Here is an 18,462-nt window from a genome sequence, read left to right as displayed (position 1 = left end):
CGCTGAGACAGTTATCTATAGCTTCTCCAGCATCACAACGAATAATGCCCCAGCCGCTTCTTGAATGCGATTGGCATTGGCTTCTCCATAATTTTGGCTGGCTGCATCGAGTGCTGGCACTAGTTCGGTCAGCATGCGTGCCACCTTGCGGGGTACTTCCTCGCTAGCAGGGAAGTGATCGCAGAACGCTTCCACGTGATGTACAAGCTCGGTCAGGTCTTCCGGCGCAAAAGGCTCTCCTTTCTCGAGAATCTCGAGTAATTCGCTCGCATGTTGCATCAATTGTTCGGCCGTATCCATCGCGTTGGTCACCTGAAAATCGCTATCAGTGATAGCCCCAAGAAGTAAAACTTTGCGGGTCGCACAATTTCTTCAAAGTTTGCCGGTTAGGAGGACGATAACCCTTGTACTGAGTTTTCTCATCCCGGTGCGCTTGCGAACCGCAACGAGGAGATTCAGGCCCGGGGGGGCCGAGACAAACGAATTGATCGAGCTGACCAAGATGGTTCAGCCGGTCATCCTACTACCAGCGATTTACTTCTTCCGAAGTGTCGTGCACAAGGACGTGCACGCTACGCATCAGGACTCGGTATCCCATGAAAACCCAGTTCCATCAAGCCTGGATGCTCGTGCTCATCGGCACGGTGATTTTCACCGGTTGCCAGCCGACTCAACCGTTTTACTTCAAAGAGTCAGGCGATTTGAGCCTCTACCTCGATAAGGCTACCGACATCGAATACCCCGATGTCGATCATGCCCGACTCTACGAGGTGGATAACACCGAGGCACCGTTCACGATTTCCGACCCATTTGAAATGGATGAGTCGAGAATCTGGAATCTCAGCCTCGAGGAAGCGGTAGCCAACTCGCTGAAAAACAGCAAGGCAATTCGCACTGCTGGCGGTAACGCCGTGTTCCGGGTCATTCCGGGCACGACGCTCACCTCGCAGGCAATTCCTACCAACCTGATCACGCGAAACGACGGCACGCCGACGATCTACGATCCGGCACTCGTTTCTTCCGATCCACAGTTCGGTGTCGAAGGAGCTTTGAGCGAATTCGATGCACAGCTGAACGCCAGCTTCAACTGGGATCGTATCGATCGCCCACAGAACTTCGCCACCGGCAACCCGTTCTTCCTTTCCCAGTTCGGACAGAACCTGGCCACCGCCAACGTCGAACTGACCAAGAAGGCTGCAACCGGTACCCAGTGGTCTTTGCGACAAAACAACACTTACGACTACAACAACCGCGGCAGCTTGATCTATCCAAGCTCGTGGTTGGCCAACGTTGAAATGGAAGCTCGTCACCCGTTGCTTCGTGGAAGTGGTGTCCAGGTTAACCGCGTCAACGTGATGCTGGCCCGCATTCGGGAAGACGTCAGTATCGCTGATTTTGAAACCAACATCCGCAACCTGGTCTCTGACGTTGAAGAATCGTATTGGCAGCTCTACTTCGCTTACCACAACCTCGAAGCCGCCAAAACCGGACGCGACAGTGCCCTGGTTACCTGGCGACGAGTTCACGCCCTGATGGTCAATGGTGCTGAAGGGGGTGAAGCTGAAAAGGAAGCCCAGGCCCGTCAGCAATACTTCGAGTTCCGCAGCCGTACCGAAGGTGCCCTGCGTGACCTTTACAAAGCAGAAGGCAGCCTTCGCTACTTCATGGGTCTGGCCGCAACCGATGGCCGTCTGGTTCGTCCGACTTCGGAACCAACCGACGCCTGGGTAGCATTCGACTGGTTCCAGATTCACGACGAAGCCCTGTCGCGTAGCCCGGAACTGCGTCGTCAGTCCTGGCGAATCAAGCAGCGTGAGATCGAAATGATCACCGCTCGTAACCAGCTTCTGCCACAGATGGATGCAGTCGCCTTGTATCGCTTCCTGGGTCTGGGTGACCAGCTCATCAGCGGTAACCGCGACGGCAAGAACTTCAACGAAATCAACAGCAAGGCCTGGGACGTGCTCACCGAAGGGGACTACCAGGAATACACGCTGGGCTTGGAATTCTCGATGCCGATCGGCTTCCGCCAGGAACTGGCCGGTGTGCGAAACGTTCAACTGCAGATCGCTCGCGAGAAAGCAGTTATGGAAGACATGGAACTGGAAGTCTCTCACCTGTTGACTGACACCATCCGCGACCTGGACTCGAACTACAGCCTGGTGCAGACGAACCTGAACCGCTTGATTGCGGCTGATAAGGAAGTTGACTCGGTGCAAGCCGCTTACGATGCTGGTACCGTAACGCTCGACCTGTTGCTCGACGCCCAACGACGTCGCAGCGACGCTCAGATCGCCTACTTCCAGGCCCTGATCGAGTACAACATCGCCATCAAGGACGTTCACCTGCGAAAGGGTAGCTTGCTCGACTACAACGGCGTGTTCCTCTCGGAAGGACCATGGCCAGAAAAGGCTTACTTCGACGCCCAGGGCCATGCCCGACGCCGCTCGGCCAGCCACTATGTCGACTACGGCTACACACGACCAGCTGTGATCAGCCGAGGAAGCGTACCACAAGGCGGCATCAGCCACGGCCACGTCGAGGAAGGCACGATCATCTACGAAGGGGATGTCCCAACCGAAGGTGAAGTGATCAACACGCCAACACCGGCCAAGATACCAACCTCGCTCGACGCCGTCAGCCTAGAGCCACCGACGGAAACCAAAGTCGCCGGTAAGCCAGCCCAATCGAAAAGTGAACTCGATTGGAATAAACTGGGGCTGAACGAACTGGTTTCGGAAGTTCGTCAATCGAAGAGTACCCCGCAACCGACATCCGCCCCCAAGCTGATGTCGAGCCGGGTCGTGAAATCGGTCTCTCATGAATCTGGCCAAAATCCAACGCCTGCTAAAACTACTGCAACTGCTTCAGGGTGGCAGGCCGCAAAACGTTAACTCGATGTCAGATGCGTGCGGCGTGAGTCGTCGTACTATCTTTCGAGACCTGGAAACATTGCGAGCGGCCGGCGTGCCGCTCGCTTTCGATTCGAATGGGCAACGTTTCCATATTCCGGAAACTTACTTTCTCGCCCCGACCAATCTCAGCTCTGAAGAAGCGCTCTCGGTTATGGTCCTCTGCCATGAACTAGGTGACGGAACAGGACTTCCCTACTACTCATCCGCACGTCGCGCAGCCACCAAGCTCGAGAATAGCCTGCCAGAGCATATGAAGCGGCAGCTCCGCGAGATCTCCAGCTCTGTCGAGATCAAGCTCAACCCGGTCCACCAACCCGAAGAGGCCCAGTCAGCCTATCAGTCGCTGGTCGACGCCTCGGGTCATCGCCAGAACGTCCGCATCAAGTATCGCAGTATCTTCGACGGGGATGTCATTCAAACCAAACTTTCGCCTTACAAGCTGCTTTTCAGCCGGCATAGCTGGTATGTGATTGGCCGTAGTTCGATTCATCGCGCCGTGCGAACGTTCAAGGTCAACCGAATCGAACATATTGAAACACTCGACGAACCTTTCGAAATCCCCCAAAACTTCCAGGTCGATCGCTTTTTGCGAAATGCCTGGCATATGATCCCCGAGCCGGGGCCCGATCAGCACATCATCATCCGCTTCGACCCATTGGTCGCCCAGAACGTTGCCGAAGTGCAGTGGCATAAGACGCAAGAGATTCACTGGAATGGCGATGGCAGCATCAATTTCGAGGTGACGGTAAGTGGCATTCGTGAGATCAGTTGGTGGGTCTTGGGGTACGGCAGCCGGGCCACCGTGCTTCAGCCACAATCGCTGCGCGAGCTGATCGTCCAGCACGCGCAAAAGATTGTCGAGAACCACACCTCGCAGTCCCCTACGGAACACATAACTTAGGTGCCTGACGTCGCTATCGCTCCTGCCATCGATCGATGCGATAGCGATCCCAACAAGTGGAAAACACTAATCCAGCGTGTTATTCTGGGACATCCGAATCTGACCGGCTGCAGCCCCTTCCCTTCTGAGACCCACCATGAAACTCATCCCTTCACCAGCCTGCCTGTTCGCTCTCTGCGCCACCTTGTCACTCGCCTCTTCAGGATTGGCCCAAGAGAAGCCTGTTAGCTCGATCGCCTCGGCAGTACAGCCGTTCGTCGAGGATCAAGAATTGGCCGGAGCGGTGATGCTGGTCGCTAATAAGGACAAGGTGCTGTATGAAGGGGCAGTCGGTTTCGCAAATATCGGTGACGACAAGAAGATGCAAACCGATTCGATGTTCTGGATCGCCTCGCAGTCGAAACCAATTACAGCCGCCGCGCTGATGATGCTGGTCGACGAAGGGAAAGTCAACGTCAACGACCCAGTCGAAAAGTATCTGCCGGAATTCAAAGGGCAAATGGTCATTGCCGAGAAAGATGACCACCACATCCTGCTAAAGAAGCCGCAGCACCCGATTACAGTCGCTAACGTAATATCCCACACCAGCGGTCTGCCGTTCGCTTCGCGAATCGAAACACCGACGCTCGACCGACTTCCCCTGGCCGATCGCGTTCGCAGCTACGCCATGACACCGCTTGAATTCGAGCCTGACACTAAGTACCAGTACAGTAACGCCGGCATCAATACGGCCGCGAGAATTATCGAGGTCGTGAGCGGCCAGCCATTCGAAACGTTTCTGCAAGAACGTTTGTTCACACCATTGGGAATGAAAGAAGCTACCTTCTGGCCAACCGAAGAGCAGGCCGCCCGGATCGCCCTTGCCTATAAGCCTGGCGCTGGTGGAAATGACCTGGAAGCAACGACGATCGTGCAGCTTCAGTACCCCTTAACCGAACACAAAGATCGCTACCCAATGCCAGCCGGTGGGCTGTTTGCCACGGCGGAAGACCTGTCGAGGTTCTATCGAATGCTGGCCAATGGTGGCGAGCTTGATGGCCGCCGATACCTGTCCGAGGAAGCGGTAGCCACGATGACCAGCAAGCAAACCGGTGACCTGCCGAATCAGTACGGCTTCGGCTTTTCTACGGGCGATCGCGTTGGGCACGGTGGTGCTTACTCGACCAACTCTTACCTCGACAAAAAGCAAGGGCTGATCCTGGTCTGGCTGGTGCAACACGCAGGCTTCCCTGGCAAAGGTGCTCAGGCCCAAGAGGCATTCCGCCGAGCAGCGATTGAGCAATTTGGCAATCCATAGCAGGAACCGCCCCCTCCAAGTGGCAGTGCAGGCAGTCTCTGGCTGGCTATGCTTTGCCGTGGGGCCCTGCTCCCGTACAATCCTAGCCATGACCAATTCGCAAACAATTCGCCCCCTTTTCATCTCTTTCGATGGTATCGATGGGGCTGGAAAATCGACGCAGCGCGATCTGCTCACCCAATGGCTGAAGGATAACGGACACGACGTCGTCTTGTGCCGCGATCCTGGTACCACCGAAGCAGGCGAGCGCGTGCGCGACCTGCTGCTGCATCGCAAAGAGCTTGATCTGCATCCGCGAACCGAGATGCTGCTGTACATGGCCGCCCGGGCACAGCTTGTCGATGACGTCATTCGCCCGGCAATCGCCTCCGGCAAAACGGTCCTGTGCGATCGTTACCTGTTAGCCAATATCGCCTACCAAGGTTATGCGTCAGGAATCGACCTGGAAGACGTCCGCAATGTGGGAAAAGTAACGGTCGACCGCGTGATGCCTGACCTGACCATCTTGCTCGATCTGCCGGAAGACATCGCGTTCCCCCGGCTAGGCAAAAACCTGGATCGCATGGAAGCCAAGGGAGTCGCTTTCATGCACCGCGTGCGAGAAGGCTTCCTCAAAGAGGCCGAGATTTATCCGCATGTGTCGGTCATCGACGCGACCCAGGAAATCGACACGATCCAAATGGCCATCCGCGAAGCTGTTACGCTGCGAATTAAGGAGTTGGCGAAATGAACTGGGACGACGTGCTAGGGCACGATCGCATCCGAGAGATGTTCGCTACGGCCCTTACCAAGAATCGGCTTGCTAGTACGTTTCTCTTTGTCGGGCCGGCTGCCATTGGCAAACGCAAATTCGCACTGATGTTAGCCAAAACGCTGCTCTGTCAAAATGTGCCGGCCTACCACATGCATCCCTGCGGCAATTGCGAGGATTGCAAACAGGTCGATGCCTTAACACACCCAGACCTGCTAACCGTTTCCAGACCGAAAGATAAAACGCGTATTCCTGTCGAACTGCTGATTGGCGATGGACAACACCGGATGGAATCGGGGCTTTGCCACGATATCGCCATGCGTCCCTTTCGCGGACAGCGCAAAGTGGCCATTCTGGATGATGCTGACGACTTGAACCAGGAAGGGGCCAACTGCCTGCTCAAAACACTCGAAGAACCGCCGGTCGATAGCGTGATCATACTGATCAGTCAAAGCGAACAGCGGCAATTACCTACGATTCGTTCGCGCTGCCAGATCATTCGCTTCGCCCCGCTACCGGATGAGATTGTTTCGAATCTCCTGCTCGAACTCCAATGGGTGGCCGACAAGTCGGAAGCGGACAAGCTCGCCAGGCAAAGCAAAGGAAGCCTGGCCCGGGCAGATCAACTGCGCGATGAGGCCCTGCAAGGTATCGCCGAGGTTCTGCTGTCGACGCTTTCCAAACGCGATTTCCATAGCGTGCAAATGGCGAAGGACGTCTCCGATTATCTGACCAAGATGGGAGACGATGCCCCGAAAAAGCGTGAGGCTCTTTCTCACCTGATCGAACTGGCCGCCGACTTCTACCGCAACCAACTGGTCTATCTCACCAAGCTAGGAACCGAAGAAGCTTCGACCAATCCTGAAATTCGCTCGGCATTTATGGCCATACCAGCGGGGCTCGATGGAGCCGCCGCCTGCCTGGAACGGTGCTCGGAAGCCGAAATTCAGCTCGATGGCAACGCGAACATCGCGACCCTGGTCGAAGCCTGGCTGGACGATCTGGCGACGACAGCTCGAACAGGCTTCATCGAGACGCTCTAAGTCTCTTGTTCTTCCCCACGGACAAATTCAACAAGAACAAAAAAGAGCCCCGTCCGAGGACGAAGGCTCTTTCCAATCGTTCTGAATTGTGGTCCCGGCGATTAACGCTTCGAGAACTGAGTACCACGACGGGCACCGTGCAGACCGTACTTCTTACGTTCCTTCATACGGCTGTCACGCGTCAGATGACCGTTATCCTTCAACTGGTGACCAACACCGGCGTCCATACTCAGCAGAGCACGGCCCAAGCCCATGCGGCACGCACCCGACTGACCGGTTGGACCGCCACCGGTAACCAGAATGCGGACGTCGATTTTGCCTTCGTAACCGCTATCGCGGATCGGAGCCATGACAGCATTCTGATCTTGTTCGTGCGGGAAGTATTCGCTCAGCTCGCGGTCATTGATGGTGATCTTGCCGCTGCCCGCCTTAACGCGAACGCGAGCAACACCCGACTTACGACGACCCGTGCCGAGGTGTTCACCCGTCTTGGGGTCAGTCTTTACAACGTGCTCGACGGGTGCTGGGGTAGCTTCAACCGTTTCGGTTGTCGTGGTTGCTACGGCAGTGTCTTCGGTTTGAGGATCCGCAGTCGACATAACTTGCTATCTCTTGACCAGATGAATTGGGGGAAAATCGGAAAACGCTTTTGGGAAATAACACCCTTAGCTGCTGGAATTACTTACGCTTCTTCTGGCGAACCTGACCCAGGCCTTCCAGCTTTTCCGGGTTTTGAGCTTGATGATTGTGTTCGGGGCCGACGAAGATCTTCAGCTTCTCGAGCATCTTGGTGGCCAGCTTGTTCTTAGGAAGCATGCGACGAACAGCTTCGCGAAGAATCTGATCGGGATGGGCTTCCAATCGTTCTTCGGCTGATTCGCTACGCTGACGCGTGTAACCGGTGTACCAGGTGTAACGCTTCTGTTCCCACTTGCTGCCGGTGAATTTCACCTTCTCAGCATTGACGACAATGACGAAGTCGCCGGTATCAACGTGCGGGGTGTAGGTCGGGCGATGCTTGCCCATCAGACGCACGGCGATGTCACTGGCCAAACGCCCGACGATTTGGTCTTCGCCGTCGACGAGCCACCATTTCTGTTCGACTTGTCCTGGTTTGGCTTGATAAGTTTTGGTCGTCATCGTTTTGTTAATTTCACTACTGGGGCCCAAGCCGGCATCCAGCTTCATCGCTGGGTGGCTCGAACCACAAAAACCGCGTGGCTTTCGTAACCTAAGTCCCCAAAAGGCCTTACACTTACTGTCGGCATCCTGTGGGAAATTAGAAACACGTATCTTACCGTGGTCTCTGAAACCCCACAAGGGACCGGATTAAGAAAATGACATGGTTATTGAACGAGTCACCACCTGAGTCCACATTACGACGGTCACCTCACAACTGACAGCCGGCGTCTATCTTCTCTAACGCTAAGAACTTCTCACCCCGCGCATATCTCTCGAACAGATGGGCAATCTCAGGGTTCACAACGCCCCGGGGGTGTGGGACAATTCCGCTATGACGCTCGCGCCTAGCGGAATGCCGCCAGCCTGGAGTGACCTAGAACACCATCCAGGCTTGGCAATGACGGATCGTTGATAGACACCAAGTGCTCCCGAGAAAGGCCGACCATGATAGTTGCCGTCGTGCGCGAAAACTTTCCAGGCGAACAACGTGTTGCCTTAGTGCCAGGCTCCGTCCCGAATCTCATAAAGGCCGGAGCGACCGTTCTAATCGAAAAAGGTGCTGGCACTGCCGCTGGATTTCCCGATCAGTTGTACCTGGACAAAGGTGCCCAACTGATCGAAAGCCGCCAGGAAGCTTTCCAGAAAGCAGACGTTATCTTCCAGGTCCGCAGCTACGGAGCCAATCCCGATGCTGGCAAGGCCGATCTCGATTTCATGAAGCCTGGGCAAATCGTCATAGGGATGGCCGATCCTCTAGGCAACCTGACTGCCATTCAGGAAGTCGCCACTCGCCAGGCCAGGCTCTTCGCTCTCGAGATGATTCCGCGAATCACCCGTGCCCAGAGCATGGACGTGCTTTCGTCACAAGCGACGATCGCCGGCTACCGAGCAGTTTTACTGGCGGCCATTCACCTGCCGAAAATGTACCCGATGTTAATGACCGCCGCGGGAACGCTTTCGCCTGCCCGCGTTTTCGTGATCGGGGCAGGCGTGGCTGGCCTTCAAGCGATTGCTACGGCAAAGCGACTGGGCGCGGTTGTAACGGCCTACGATGTTCGCCCCGAGGCCAAAGAACAGATTGAAAGTCTCGGTGCCAAGTGCGCTCTGCTTCAGCTCGAATCGGAAGGAGCCCAGGACAAAGGAGGCTACGCGAAAGACCTCGGGGAAGAGTTCTATACGAAACAACGAGAATTCATGGGCCAGATTTGCTCGGAAAGTGACGTCGTTATCACCACCGCGGCGATCCCTGGACGCAAGTCTCCGCTGCTGGTCACTACTGACGGCATCAAGCGGATGGCCCCCGGAAGCGTCGCCATCGACTTGGCAGCCGAGCGGGGAGGGAACATCGAACCAAGTGAACCGGACCAAGCGGTTACCCTGGATGGAATCACGATTCTGGGGCCGACGAACCTGGCCAGTGAAATCCCCAATCACGCCAGCCAGATGTTTTCGCACAACATCACCAAGTTTCTGCTGAATATGGTGAAAGACAAGCAGCTTCACGTGAACATGGACGACGAAATTGTGGCCGGCACAATCGCAACCAGTGATGGAGAAGTTGTCAATGGTCGCTTGCGTGAAATGCTGAACTTGCCTCCCCTTTCACCGCCACCTCCTCCCGATGCAGAACCGACGCCAGAATCTACCGAACAGGAGAAACCCAATGATTCGTAACCTACTGGTTCTGTGCGCGGCACTCTTACTTGTGGGCAGCCTGGGATTACATGCATCCATCGCCCAAGAGGGCAATGAGACCATCAATACCGATCCAAAGGAAGCCGTTCCCACAACCCAGGAGGAACCTCTCAAGCAGGCAACGCCTGCGACCACCAACGAGGAAAACAGCAAAGAAGAAGCCGCGACCAGCCCCAAGTACACCAAGTGGACGGCACTGGTTGGCAGTATCACGATTTTTGTGCTGGCCGTGTTCGTTGGCTTCGAGATTATCACCAAGGTGCCGCCGACACTGCATACGCCCCTCATGTCTGGCTCGAACGCAATCTCGGGGATTTCCATCGTAGGTGCGCTGCTGGCAACCGCCTTACAGGAGAACTGGTTCGCATCCTTTCTGGGATTGCTGGCCATCATCATGGCAACGGTCAACGTGGTCGGTGGTTACATGGTGACTCACCGGATGCTGGCGATGTTTCAAAAGCGTTAGAAGAGATGTCGGAGGGCATGCCCTTGGGTGGGCACCTGCCAATGTGGTCGGACTTTAGCAACAAGAAGGAGCAGCCGTGCTCGACTCCCACATCATCGTGAACCTGGTTTACCTGGCGGCTGCCGTCATGTTCATCTTCGGCTTGAAGATGATGGCCCACCCCCGCACGGCCGTTCGCGGCAATCTGATCAGCAGCATTGCCATGCTTGTCGCCGTGATTGTGACCGCCTGGCTGGTGTTCGACGACGGACGAGCGTCTTGGGTCGGCTGGTTATTGATTGCACTGGGATTGATTATTGGTAGTGGGATCGGCATTTTTCTGGCCATTAAGGTCGAGATGACCCAGATGCCGCAACTGGTCGCCCTGTTCAATGGCCTGGGTGGCGGGGCGTCGGTGCTTGTCGCTGGTGCCGAGTTGATCGGACTTACCGATGCCAAGGCGACAGCGGATGTCATGCTCGCGATTGGCATCTCAGGTCTCATCGGCACAGTTACGTTCTGGGGCTCGCTGGTGGCATTCGGCAAGCTGCAAGAGATCGACTTTTTCGAGAAACCACTTCCTATCCCCGCCCCTCAAGCTTTCAACGCTGTGCTGGCAGTCGTGCTCTTTATTCTTGTGGTCATTATGGCCTCTACCGGAATGGGCTGGCCTTTTATCTTCGTTTTCATCTGCGCCACCGTCCTTGGATTTACGTTGGTTATGCCCATTGGCGGAGCGGACATGCCGGTCGTGATCGCCCTTTTGAATAGCTACTCCGGGCTGGCCGCAGCAGCAACAGGCTTCGTTATCGACAACAACGTGCTGATTATCTCCGGCTCGCTGGTCGGGGCTTCCGGGATCATTCTGACGCAAATCATGTGCAAAGCGATGAACCGTTCCCTGGTCAACGTCTTATTCGCCACCATGCAAGGGGGCAGTGGCCCGGCTGGTTCAAACGACGAACTTTATGCCACGGTTCGTTCCACTTCGGCGGATGATATTGCCATCATCCTGGATAGTGCTCAACGCGTTGTGTTCGTTCCCGGATATGGGCTGGCCGTTGCCCAAGCCCAACATGCCGTGCGGGACCTGGCCAACCTGCTGAAAGATAAAGGCATCGCGGTCGAGTACGCGATTCACCCCGTGGCCGGTCGCATGCCAGGACATATGAACGTTCTCCTGGCCGAGGCAGACGTTCCTTATGACCAGCTAAAAGAAATGGATGAGATCAATCCCACCATGGGGCAGGTCGACGTAGCAATTGTGATCGGGGCCAACGATGTGGTAAACCCGCTGGCCAACACAGACCCCAATAGCCCCATTGCTGGCATGCCCATCATTGAGGTCGACAAGGCTCGCACTGTGATTGTCATCAAACGCAGCCTTAGCCCTGGCTTCGCTAAAATCCCCAACCCGCTGTTCGCTGCGGAGAACACGCTCATGTTCTTCGCCGACGGCAAGAAAGCGGTGCTCGATATCGTCGGCGCGGTGAAAGAGCTTTAAGGTCTCGTCTATCCAGCGGCCTGCAGTTGAAATTCCGATTCACTCCAACTCGGAAGAATCTCAGCCACCCCTTCAATCACGCCCCACTGACTGCCGTACCATCGTTCGACTTGCAACCATTCTTCCGCTGGCACCTCTCGTAAACAGGCCAACCATCGTCCAGGATGCGAACCTTCAATTGCGGCGACACGCCGACAACCTTCTACATTGCGGTCCGACAGTTCACCCTCGCTGCAGTATTGTCCCCAGGTAATAACGCCGACACTTGAGCGAACCGAGATGCGAAACAGGCCATCGCATAGTACGTCCGTCATTTCACGCGTGCCCAGTAAGCGATGCCGTGTCGAGGGGCGTTCAAATGCACAGTTCGCACTCGGTTCCCACAAATGATTGGTTGAAAACCACACGGCAGGCATTCCGCCTGGTGCCCATCGCGGCGTTTGTGGCTTGAGCATGCCGCTTTCAAAGATTGCGTCGATATGTCGCCCAGTCGTGTAATGCCAAAACATGTCCTTTACTCCTTCATACCATCAGCAAGACCACTGATCTGATGTTCAGTGATCATGCGGACACGTTAGGTCATCGGTATTGCAGGTTTAGTGAAAGCTTCAGGAAGCACATGGTCAAAAAATGGCCGCGCCAACGGCACTGTTCTCCCAGCCTGCATATTCGGAACACGAGTCCGAGAAACTGCGAAGACTAGCTAATGTGTAGCGACAAGGGTGACGATTCGAATACTAGGCGGTGATGGATACCGCCGCGACGAATTTGCGCCATCGAGGAGGATGGTTAAGGATTTGTCACCCCAGGTCACGGATGAAGAAATGACTTCCGAAACTTCAGTACGTGGCCCATTCAATGCCCCGACAGATTCCCAACTATTTGCGAGTCCACCGCGAAGAGTCGCACGCCAGTGAACCCATCCGGCAAGAAGCCTATCCAGGGTTGTCGAAGATCTCTGAAGCACTGGCCGACTTAACCGGATTCGGACTCGCCCTTCGCGAAGAACCTTCCACCAAAAAGGGGAAACGCATGTCGCAGCAACATGTGACTCGGGGCGGAAAAATGTCCAGGCTCGAACTCCATTCGCACGAAGGATCCAAGCCACAAACGACCGGCGAAGCCGCAGTGCTGGAAAATCTCGGCGGCCTGGCTGGCGGTCTGGAATTCCTGCTGGCCGAGATCGACCGACTTCGCGTCGCCGTCCGCCAGCGAGAAGCGGAACTCGCCACACACATTCCTGTAGTAGCTCACCCAGCCGTCGACCACCTGGCCGATCGCCTTGAAGCAGCACTCGCTTCGGCAGTCGAAGTCACGGGGGCAAATTCCGCCGGACTTTACGTGCTGGATGACGCCACGAGTGAACTCAAGCTTCGAGCTGCCCATAACCTGCCGCAAAGCCGACTGCTCGATCCGCCACGGCAACTTGAAGGCAGTCTGGCCGACCTGGAAGCCTTGTCCGGTAACGCTGTCGTTCTGGAAGACACGAAACTTCTTCCCCACTGGCCATGCCCTGAAGATGTTCCGTCTGCGGTCTGCATTCCTGTTGCCACATCGACGACGCCGCTGGGCACCTTGTGGATATTCTCCGACGATGCTCGCGACTTTAGCGATCGCGAAACCAATCTTCTGGAAATCATCGCTGGCAAGCTAGCCGTCGACCTGGAACGCGATCAACTGATTGCCGAACGCCGCTCGACCCAAAAACTTGCCCGACAAAAGAGCCAAATTGCCGATCGCCAAAAGGCTCAGCTACCCAACGTGAAACCGCTGGTCGAAGGCTGGGATGTTTCTGCCTGGACACAGCAGGGCAAAGAAATGGGAGGGGACTTCCATGACTGGGCCGTGATCGAAGATGGCAAGCTGGCAATCTTCGTGGGCGACGCCATGGACGACAATTTCGACGCGGTGATGACATCGACCAGCCTGGCTACCGCCGTGAAAGCCAATTGCCGGATAGCCCATACGGCCGAAGTGATGCTCGACCGCGTGAATCGCACCTTCTGGGCCGCATCGGCCGGCGATCACTTCGCCTCGCTCGCCTACGCCATTTTCGACCCTATGCTCGGCACTATGGAAGCCGGCTCGTGCGGTCACGTCCAGGGATTTGCCTTCAAGCAGAACTCGGTACGCCCTTTGTGGAACAACTCGTGGCCTTTGGGAAGCGGACCTGAAGTCGAGCCGGAATTGGCCACCGCAATGCTCCAACCGGGCGAGGTCATGGCCCTGCTCTCTTCCGGGCTTACGGAAACACTTCGCGAACTGGACGGCAAAAACTGGCAGGCCAAGTTCTGCGACCTGGTGGTCCGCCACCTGGATTTGCCTTCGGACCGGATCCTCCGGGCCGTTCAAGAACGACTCAATCGCGCGGCCACGCCGGTGTCGCTCGACAAAACGCTTGTTTTCGTTAAACGTAAAGAGGACAACTAGTTCGCGTGAACCTCTTCAGGTCTTGGGTGTCCCCCACTTGACCTTTCAAGGCTTTTGCGTAGACTGCTTTGTTTGGCGAAAAGCCGAAAATGTGGGCTCGTGGCGGAATTGGCAGACGCGCTAGGTTGAGGGCCTAGTGTCCGCTTTAGGACGTGCTGGTTCGACTCCAGTCGGGCCCACTTGAACGAGGACTTGCGATTCAATTCGCAGGTCCTTTTTTCATGCGCTGATCTATAGAAGCGATGATCCGCCAGAAGCAGCCTGGGACGATCCTGCTTTGATAACGGCCTGGACGTATTTGGCCACCATGTCTGGCTCGACACCGGCGTGCTGGCCGATGTCGCGGATCACCTTTTCCATGTCCTGCCCGGCTTTGAACCGAGTCAGAATAATCGGCAGATACGATTCGACCTGCTTCACGATTCGCTTGGTGAGCAAACCTGAATCAGTCAATTTGGGACCTTCCCCTCTCTTTGCCTTTTTGAGCGGGGGGAGTTTGAACTCTGACATGGTTAATTCGCCGTCGACAGAAATGCTGACTTACTGTGTGCTCTATCGTAACACGACCGAAATGAGAAATCAGCTTGCGAGGCGATAATTTCGCTAAGCAGCCCGGCGAACATCGTCCGCATGACGCTCTGGGTAAGCAAAACCCGTTTGGGAATCGTTCCAGCGGCGAAGTGCGACAGCGACCAAGTGACCGCCGAAGGCAACCGAAAGCTTCAGTGCATGCTGGATTTTCCTTTCCCGACCAACCAGTGGAACGCAGTCCATATCGACCTCAGGGTCGATACTGCGAAGATTGGATGTCGGAGGAACAAAGCCGTCGCGAAGTGCGAGCGCTGTCATGGCGAGTTCGATACTGCCCGAGGCGTTCAACGAGTGACCAACCATTGACTTGATACTGCTGGCACAAAGCCGATTGGTAAACGGGCCGAACGCGGCACGAATGCCACGCGCTTCGTTGACATCGTTCTGCTGGGTACCGGTACCATGGCAATTGATGTAGTCGACGTCGCGCGGACCCAAGTCGCTTGACTTCAGGGTAATACGCAGCAGCCGCTCCAAGGCGTCGCTCTGCATATCGATCCCGGTCACGTGATGTGCTTCGGCCAACATGCGGCAACCGAGCACCTCGGAGTAGATCTTGGCCCCACGCGCCAAAGCGTGACTGAGCCGTTCGACCACAAACATGGCCGATCCTTCACCAATGACAAAGCCATTGCGGGTTTTGTCGAAGGGACGACAGGCATGAACGGGATCGGCATCGTCCGACAAGACCCGCATCTTGCGGAAGCCTGCGACAAAAAGTGGATCGATCGCTTCGGCACTGCCTGCCAACGCAATATCACACTGACGATCACGGATCGCACGGACCGCACAGCCAAGCTCCACCAATCCACTGGCGCAAGCCGTCGAGTGCGAAAGCCTCGGGCCATCCAGGCCAAATGCATGAGCCACATGATAGGACGGCGTGCAAGGAAAGAACTGTTCGTGAGGAAGTCCACCGGCGACCGGCCAAGTCTTACCCGGCAGATCTAGCACATTGAAAATGGACCGAGCGTCACCCATACCGGCACTTACCGCGCAGCCGAAACGAGTTCGATCGATGTTATCCAGGTCGACTTGTGCGTCTTTGAGTGCTTCGGCGGCGGCAATTTCGTTGAGCGTGAGAATCTTCAGCCGGGGTTCGTAACCTTCAGGCAGATCGACCGGGGCCCCCAGAACCAGATTGTCTTCAATGGGAGAAATGCCGGTCATGCGGCGAATTCCGCACTTTCCGCGCTGAATCGACGCCCACGTCGATTCTCGGTCCTTTCCGACCGATGTGATAAGTCCGATTCCGGTAATGACAACCGGATCTTTTGCGTCTTCTTTGGTCACGTTGCGTATTCCAACCGCTCGAGTGCCATAGCTGCCTCGCCGCTTGATCTCCCTATCGAGCGGGCTTTCGAGGCCATCGTGTGGGAAAGTTACCCAATCCCGGTTTTCAGTTCCAGTTCAGTTTCTTGGGAAGCCGCTTTGAATATATGCCGGCGAAAACCGCATATCTGGAAAGAATTGCCAAATTTATCTCAAGAAAGGTTGCCAAACGGCGGCGGCCGGTTAAACTCTTTGCTGTGGGAAATTAACCCACAGGGGATTAAATCACATTACTGATGTGGGAAACTCACCCAAAACGGCGTTTGGCGGATTTCCTGATTGAAAACGAAAACGCATGGGGTCGGACGAGTTCATTCTGGGGGAATACAGCCGCACGCTGGACGACCGGTTCCGGTTGTCGATTCCCACGCAGATAACCGACTTAATTTCGCCGAAGGGGGACGACCTGATCCTGGTCAAAGAGCGGCCGGGATGTTTAAGCCTTTGGAATGGTCCGCAGTGGCAAGGAAAGTTGGACGCCGGCGTGAACCTGGTTCATGCGAAGATCGCAGCCGGCAAGCTGGAAAACAAAATTGCGGACGTTCAATTGCTGGGTCGATTACTTTCCACTCGTCAACGTAACGTCACGCTGGCCGGAAAAGGGAGATTGCTGATACCGGAGGGATTTCGGGAATTCTTGGGGGTCGAAGCCGGCGGAGAAGTCTTGATCGTCGGGGCCGCCGTATGTGTCGAAATCTGGAAGCCTGAAGCGTGGCTAAACAATCTCGAAGAGAAGATGCCTGAGTTCCGATCCTTGCTGGATCAACTCAGCGGCTAACACAAATCACATGGAGTCACTTGTTTGCCAGGGAATTGATCAAACGTCGTTAACCCTGTTTTGTTCCGTCGACGACTCGGATCAATCACAAGATACCAGGGATGGCCTTTCAGGCATGGATGCCTACCTTTAAATTCCCCGGCAAACTGCGGCCCCGCGGTTGAGAATAGTCCACTCAACCACGGGGCTTTTTTTCTACCCCGACTCCTCTTCTCTGCAAAAACAAATATTCCCCAGGGATTTAAGCGTAATTAGTTGCATCCACCTGGGATACATACCTATATTGGGGAAACACCAAGCACCACCTCAGGCACATCCCTCTATTCGCCTGAGTCGCAGACCCTGCCCCTACCTAATCTTAATTCCATATCAGGAGCCCCACATGCACCACCGTTTTGGACGTATCCGAGGCTTTACTCTCGTCGAATTACTGGTTGTCATTGCCATTATTGGCGTTCTGATTGCCCTGCTTCTGCCTGCGGTACAGCAGGCCCGCGAAGCTGCTCGACGCACCGAATGCGTCAACAATCTGAAGCAGATCGGCATCGCCCTGCACAACTACCACGACACGTTTGGCCTACTTCCTCCACTGGCAATCCTTGGCAACGGCTCAGGCAACCCCCAGGCAGCTCGCCATTACACATGGATCTCGTTGCTGTTACCGCAGTTTGAACAAGGCTCGCTGCACAACCAGTTCAACTTTTCGGCCCCGGCCTGGAACCAGGCATTGCCCAACGGCCTGGGCAACTTACAAGGTGCCCCTGTCGCTTCCATACTACGATGCCCATCCGACGGTGATTTCCGCGACGCCAGTGCTACCGGCGGCGTTTCGGTAACCAACTATGCCGCGTCCGAAGGATACCACTGGTGGCAAACCGCCAATATCAGCGCCGACACGTTCACCAATACGCACGGTGTGCCAGGACTGCCTTCTGAAAGCAATGCCCGCGACTGGAACGGTGCCTTCACGATTGGCAACAAGAACGATCTTTCTCGCTTCCTGGACGGCACCTCCAACACGATCATGGTTGCTGAAGCAAATGCCACCGGCTACAAATCTGGCGGCGATCGCTGGAATGCGGGAACTGGAATTCGCCGACAGGCCACAACAGAAGCGGTTATTAGACCTGCCTATGTTTTCACCGGCTCACATGGATTCAGCCGACGCGCCCCCTATAGCGACCCCGAAGGCAACGCAGTGACCGCCGACGGATGGTTCCGCTCGCCGTCGAACGGCACTCCCCACCACTTCACCCCTTCGTACATCTCGTACCGAAACATCAACAACGACTGGCAGGGCCCCAGCAGCATGCACCCAGGCGTGGTCATGTGCCTAATGGGAGACGGCTCCGTCAATCGGATTACCGAAGGCATTACTTACTGGACCTGGCTCAGCATGAACGGCCTGGCCGATGGTGTTGTCGCCAGCCTCGACAATTAAAGACGAAAGGAAAAACCGATGCGTAGTTTAATACTCATGGCTCTCTTAATCGGAACAATGGCACTGGTTGGCTGTGGTGAACCCAAGACAACCGAAAACCCCGACACAAGCGATCCCAACGCAACGTCGACCCCGTAAGGCAACCACCGACGTACAA

17 protein-coding genes and 1 tRNA gene are annotated in these 18,462 nt (G+C 55.7%); 12 read left to right on the top strand and 6 right to left on the bottom strand.

Translation table 11 applies throughout. From position 1 onward, the window contains the following. Window positions 1-15: 15 nt before the first annotated feature. Complete coding sequence (locus C5Y96_RS01510; protein ID WP_105349784.1) at window positions 16-312, bottom strand: hypothetical protein; 297 nt, start codon at window positions 310-312, stop codon at window positions 16-18. 284 nt (window positions 313-596) lie between these two features. Here C5Y96_RS01510 and C5Y96_RS01505 point away from each other — a divergent pair, with 284 nt between their 5' ends. The 5 genes from C5Y96_RS01505 (at window position 597) to C5Y96_RS01485 (ending at window position 6,907) form a co-directional block, all read left to right on the top strand. Next, a complete protein-coding gene (locus C5Y96_RS01505; RefSeq protein ID WP_105349783.1) occupies window positions 597-2,894 on the top strand; it encodes a TolC family protein in 2,298 nt (765 codons plus the stop codon). Next, on the top strand, window positions 2,821-3,816 hold the full coding sequence (locus C5Y96_RS01500; protein ID WP_105349782.1) for a helix-turn-helix transcriptional regulator: 996 nt from the start codon (window positions 2,821-2,823) through the stop codon (window positions 3,814-3,816). Before C5Y96_RS01505 ends, C5Y96_RS01500 begins: the two co-directional genes overlap by 74 nt. Window positions 3,817-3,952: 136 nt before the next feature. Continuing rightward, window positions 3,953-5,113, top strand: a complete 1,161-nt coding sequence (locus C5Y96_RS01495) for a serine hydrolase domain-containing protein (protein WP_105349781.1) — start codon at window positions 3,953-3,955, stop codon at window positions 5,111-5,113. A gap of 88 nt (window positions 5,114-5,201) precedes the next feature. Next, complete coding sequence (tmk, locus tag C5Y96_RS01490; RefSeq protein WP_105349780.1) at window positions 5,202-5,843, top strand: dTMP kinase; 642 nt, start codon at window positions 5,202-5,204, stop codon at window positions 5,841-5,843. Next, complete coding sequence (locus tag C5Y96_RS01485) at window positions 5,840-6,907, top strand: ATP-binding protein (protein ID WP_105349779.1); 1,068 nt, start codon at window positions 5,840-5,842, stop codon at window positions 6,905-6,907. Before tmk ends, C5Y96_RS01485 begins: the two co-directional genes overlap by 4 nt. A 101-nt stretch (window positions 6,908-7,008) precedes the next feature. On the opposite strand, the gene rpsI is transcribed toward C5Y96_RS01485, so the two are convergent. Next, the gene (gene rpsI / locus C5Y96_RS01480) at window positions 7,009-7,506 is read right to left on the bottom strand and encodes a 30S ribosomal protein S9 (protein WP_105349778.1); all 498 of its coding nucleotides are present in this window, start codon (window positions 7,504-7,506) and stop codon (window positions 7,009-7,011) included. A gap of 79 nt (window positions 7,507-7,585) precedes the next feature. Further along, window positions 7,586-8,047, bottom strand: a complete 462-nt coding sequence (rplM, locus tag C5Y96_RS01475; RefSeq protein WP_105349861.1) for a 50S ribosomal protein L13 — start codon at window positions 8,045-8,047, stop codon at window positions 7,586-7,588. A gap of 486 nt (window positions 8,048-8,533) precedes the next feature. Here rplM and C5Y96_RS01470 point away from each other — a divergent pair, with 486 nt between their 5' ends. The 3 genes from C5Y96_RS01470 (at window position 8,534) to C5Y96_RS01460 (ending at window position 11,733) form a co-directional block, all read left to right on the top strand. Beyond that, the gene (locus C5Y96_RS01470) at window positions 8,534-9,763 is read left to right on the top strand and encodes an NAD(P) transhydrogenase subunit alpha (RefSeq protein WP_105349777.1); all 1,230 of its coding nucleotides are present in this window, start codon (window positions 8,534-8,536) and stop codon (window positions 9,761-9,763) included. A 217-nt stretch (window positions 9,764-9,980) separates the two neighbouring features. Then, entirely contained in the window at window positions 9,981-10,250 is a 270-nt protein-coding gene (locus tag C5Y96_RS28075; protein ID WP_409994408.1) for an NAD(P) transhydrogenase subunit alpha, read from the top strand. Window positions 10,251-10,326: 76 nt separating this feature from the next. Further along, a complete protein-coding gene (locus C5Y96_RS01460) occupies window positions 10,327-11,733 on the top strand; it encodes an NAD(P)(+) transhydrogenase (Re/Si-specific) subunit beta (protein ID WP_105349775.1) in 1,407 nt (468 codons plus the stop codon). Window positions 11,734-11,741: 8 nt separating this feature from the next. Here the strand turns inward: C5Y96_RS01460 and C5Y96_RS01455 are convergent, their stop codons facing one another. After that, window positions 11,742-12,242, bottom strand: coding sequence for a hypothetical protein (locus tag C5Y96_RS01455; RefSeq protein ID WP_105349774.1), 501 nt, complete (start codon window positions 12,240-12,242; stop codon window positions 11,742-11,744). Window positions 12,243-12,591: 349 nt separating this feature from the next. Between C5Y96_RS01455 and C5Y96_RS01450 the strand changes: the two genes are divergently transcribed. Both C5Y96_RS01450 and C5Y96_RS01445 read left to right on the top strand, forming a co-directional pair. Continuing rightward, window positions 12,592-14,163, top strand: coding sequence for a PP2C family protein-serine/threonine phosphatase (locus C5Y96_RS01450; RefSeq protein WP_105349773.1), 1,572 nt, complete (start codon window positions 12,592-12,594; stop codon window positions 14,161-14,163). Window positions 14,164-14,256: 93 nt separating this feature from the next. Continuing rightward, window positions 14,257-14,342 (top strand) — tRNA-Leu (locus C5Y96_RS01445). A 52-nt stretch (window positions 14,343-14,394) separates the two neighbouring features. Here the strand turns inward: C5Y96_RS01445 and C5Y96_RS01440 are convergent. Both C5Y96_RS01440 and C5Y96_RS01435 read right to left on the bottom strand, forming a co-directional pair. Continuing rightward, on the bottom strand, window positions 14,395-14,616 hold the full coding sequence (locus C5Y96_RS01440) for a hypothetical protein (protein WP_146115477.1): 222 nt from the start codon (window positions 14,614-14,616) through the stop codon (window positions 14,395-14,397). A 150-nt stretch (window positions 14,617-14,766) separates the two neighbouring features. Continuing rightward, window positions 14,767-16,047, bottom strand: coding sequence for a beta-ketoacyl-[acyl-carrier-protein] synthase family protein (locus C5Y96_RS01435; protein WP_105349771.1), 1,281 nt, complete (start codon window positions 16,045-16,047; stop codon window positions 14,767-14,769). Between the two features lie 334 nt (window positions 16,048-16,381). Between C5Y96_RS01435 and C5Y96_RS01430 the strand changes: the two genes are divergently transcribed. Both C5Y96_RS01430 and C5Y96_RS01425 read left to right on the top strand, forming a co-directional pair. Continuing rightward, on the top strand, window positions 16,382-16,864 hold the full coding sequence (locus C5Y96_RS01430; RefSeq protein WP_105349770.1) for a division/cell wall cluster transcriptional repressor MraZ: 483 nt from the start codon (window positions 16,382-16,384) through the stop codon (window positions 16,862-16,864). A 382-nt stretch (window positions 16,865-17,246) separates the two neighbouring features. After that, a complete protein-coding gene (locus C5Y96_RS01425) occupies window positions 17,247-18,305 on the top strand; it encodes a DUF1559 domain-containing protein (RefSeq protein WP_105349769.1) in 1,059 nt (352 codons plus the stop codon). The last annotated feature ends 157 nt before the right edge of the window (window positions 18,306-18,462 follow it).

This window comes from Blastopirellula marina (assembly GCF_002967715.1).
Taxonomy (GTDB): domain Bacteria; phylum Planctomycetota; class Planctomycetia; order Pirellulales; family Pirellulaceae; genus Bremerella; species Bremerella marina_B.
The sequence above is the reverse complement of the archived record's forward strand: the minus strand, read 5'-3'. Positions and strand labels throughout refer to the sequence as shown.

What these genes read in the sequence shown, in the direction of transcription:
- C5Y96_RS01505 (WP_105349783.1), top strand. Translation starts at nt 597, where the DNA reads ATGAAAACCCAGTTCCATCAAGCCTGGATGCTCGTGCTCATCGGCACG.
- C5Y96_RS01500 (WP_105349782.1), top strand. Translation starts at nt 2,821, where the DNA reads ATGAATCTGGCCAAAATCCAACGCCTGCTAAAACTACTGCAACTGCTT.
- C5Y96_RS01495 (WP_105349781.1), top strand. Translation starts at nt 3,953, where the DNA reads ATGAAACTCATCCCTTCACCAGCCTGCCTGTTCGCTCTCTGCGCCACC.
- tmk (WP_105349780.1), top strand. Translation starts at nt 5,202, where the DNA reads ATGACCAATTCGCAAACAATTCGCCCCCTTTTCATCTCTTTCGATGGT.
- C5Y96_RS01485 (WP_105349779.1), top strand. Translation starts at nt 5,840, where the DNA reads ATGAACTGGGACGACGTGCTAGGGCACGATCGCATCCGAGAGATGTTC.
- rpsI (WP_105349778.1), bottom strand. Translation starts at nt 7,506, where the DNA reads ATGTCGACTGCGGATCCTCAAACCGAAGACACTGCCGTAGCAACCACG.
- rplM (WP_105349861.1), bottom strand. Translation starts at nt 8,047, where the DNA reads ATGACGACCAAAACTTATCAAGCCAAACCAGGACAAGTCGAACAGAAA.
- C5Y96_RS01470 (WP_105349777.1), top strand. Translation starts at nt 8,534, where the DNA reads ATGATAGTTGCCGTCGTGCGCGAAAACTTTCCAGGCGAACAACGTGTT.
- C5Y96_RS01455 (WP_105349774.1), bottom strand. Translation starts at nt 12,242, where the DNA reads ATGTTTTGGCATTACACGACTGGGCGACATATCGACGCAATCTTTGAA.
- C5Y96_RS01450 (WP_105349773.1), top strand. Translation starts at nt 12,592, where the DNA reads ATGCCCCGACAGATTCCCAACTATTTGCGAGTCCACCGCGAAGAGTCG.
- C5Y96_RS01430 (WP_105349770.1), top strand. Translation starts at nt 16,382, where the DNA reads ATGGGGTCGGACGAGTTCATTCTGGGGGAATACAGCCGCACGCTGGAC.
- C5Y96_RS01425 (WP_105349769.1), top strand. Translation starts at nt 17,247, where the DNA reads ATGCACCACCGTTTTGGACGTATCCGAGGCTTTACTCTCGTCGAATTA.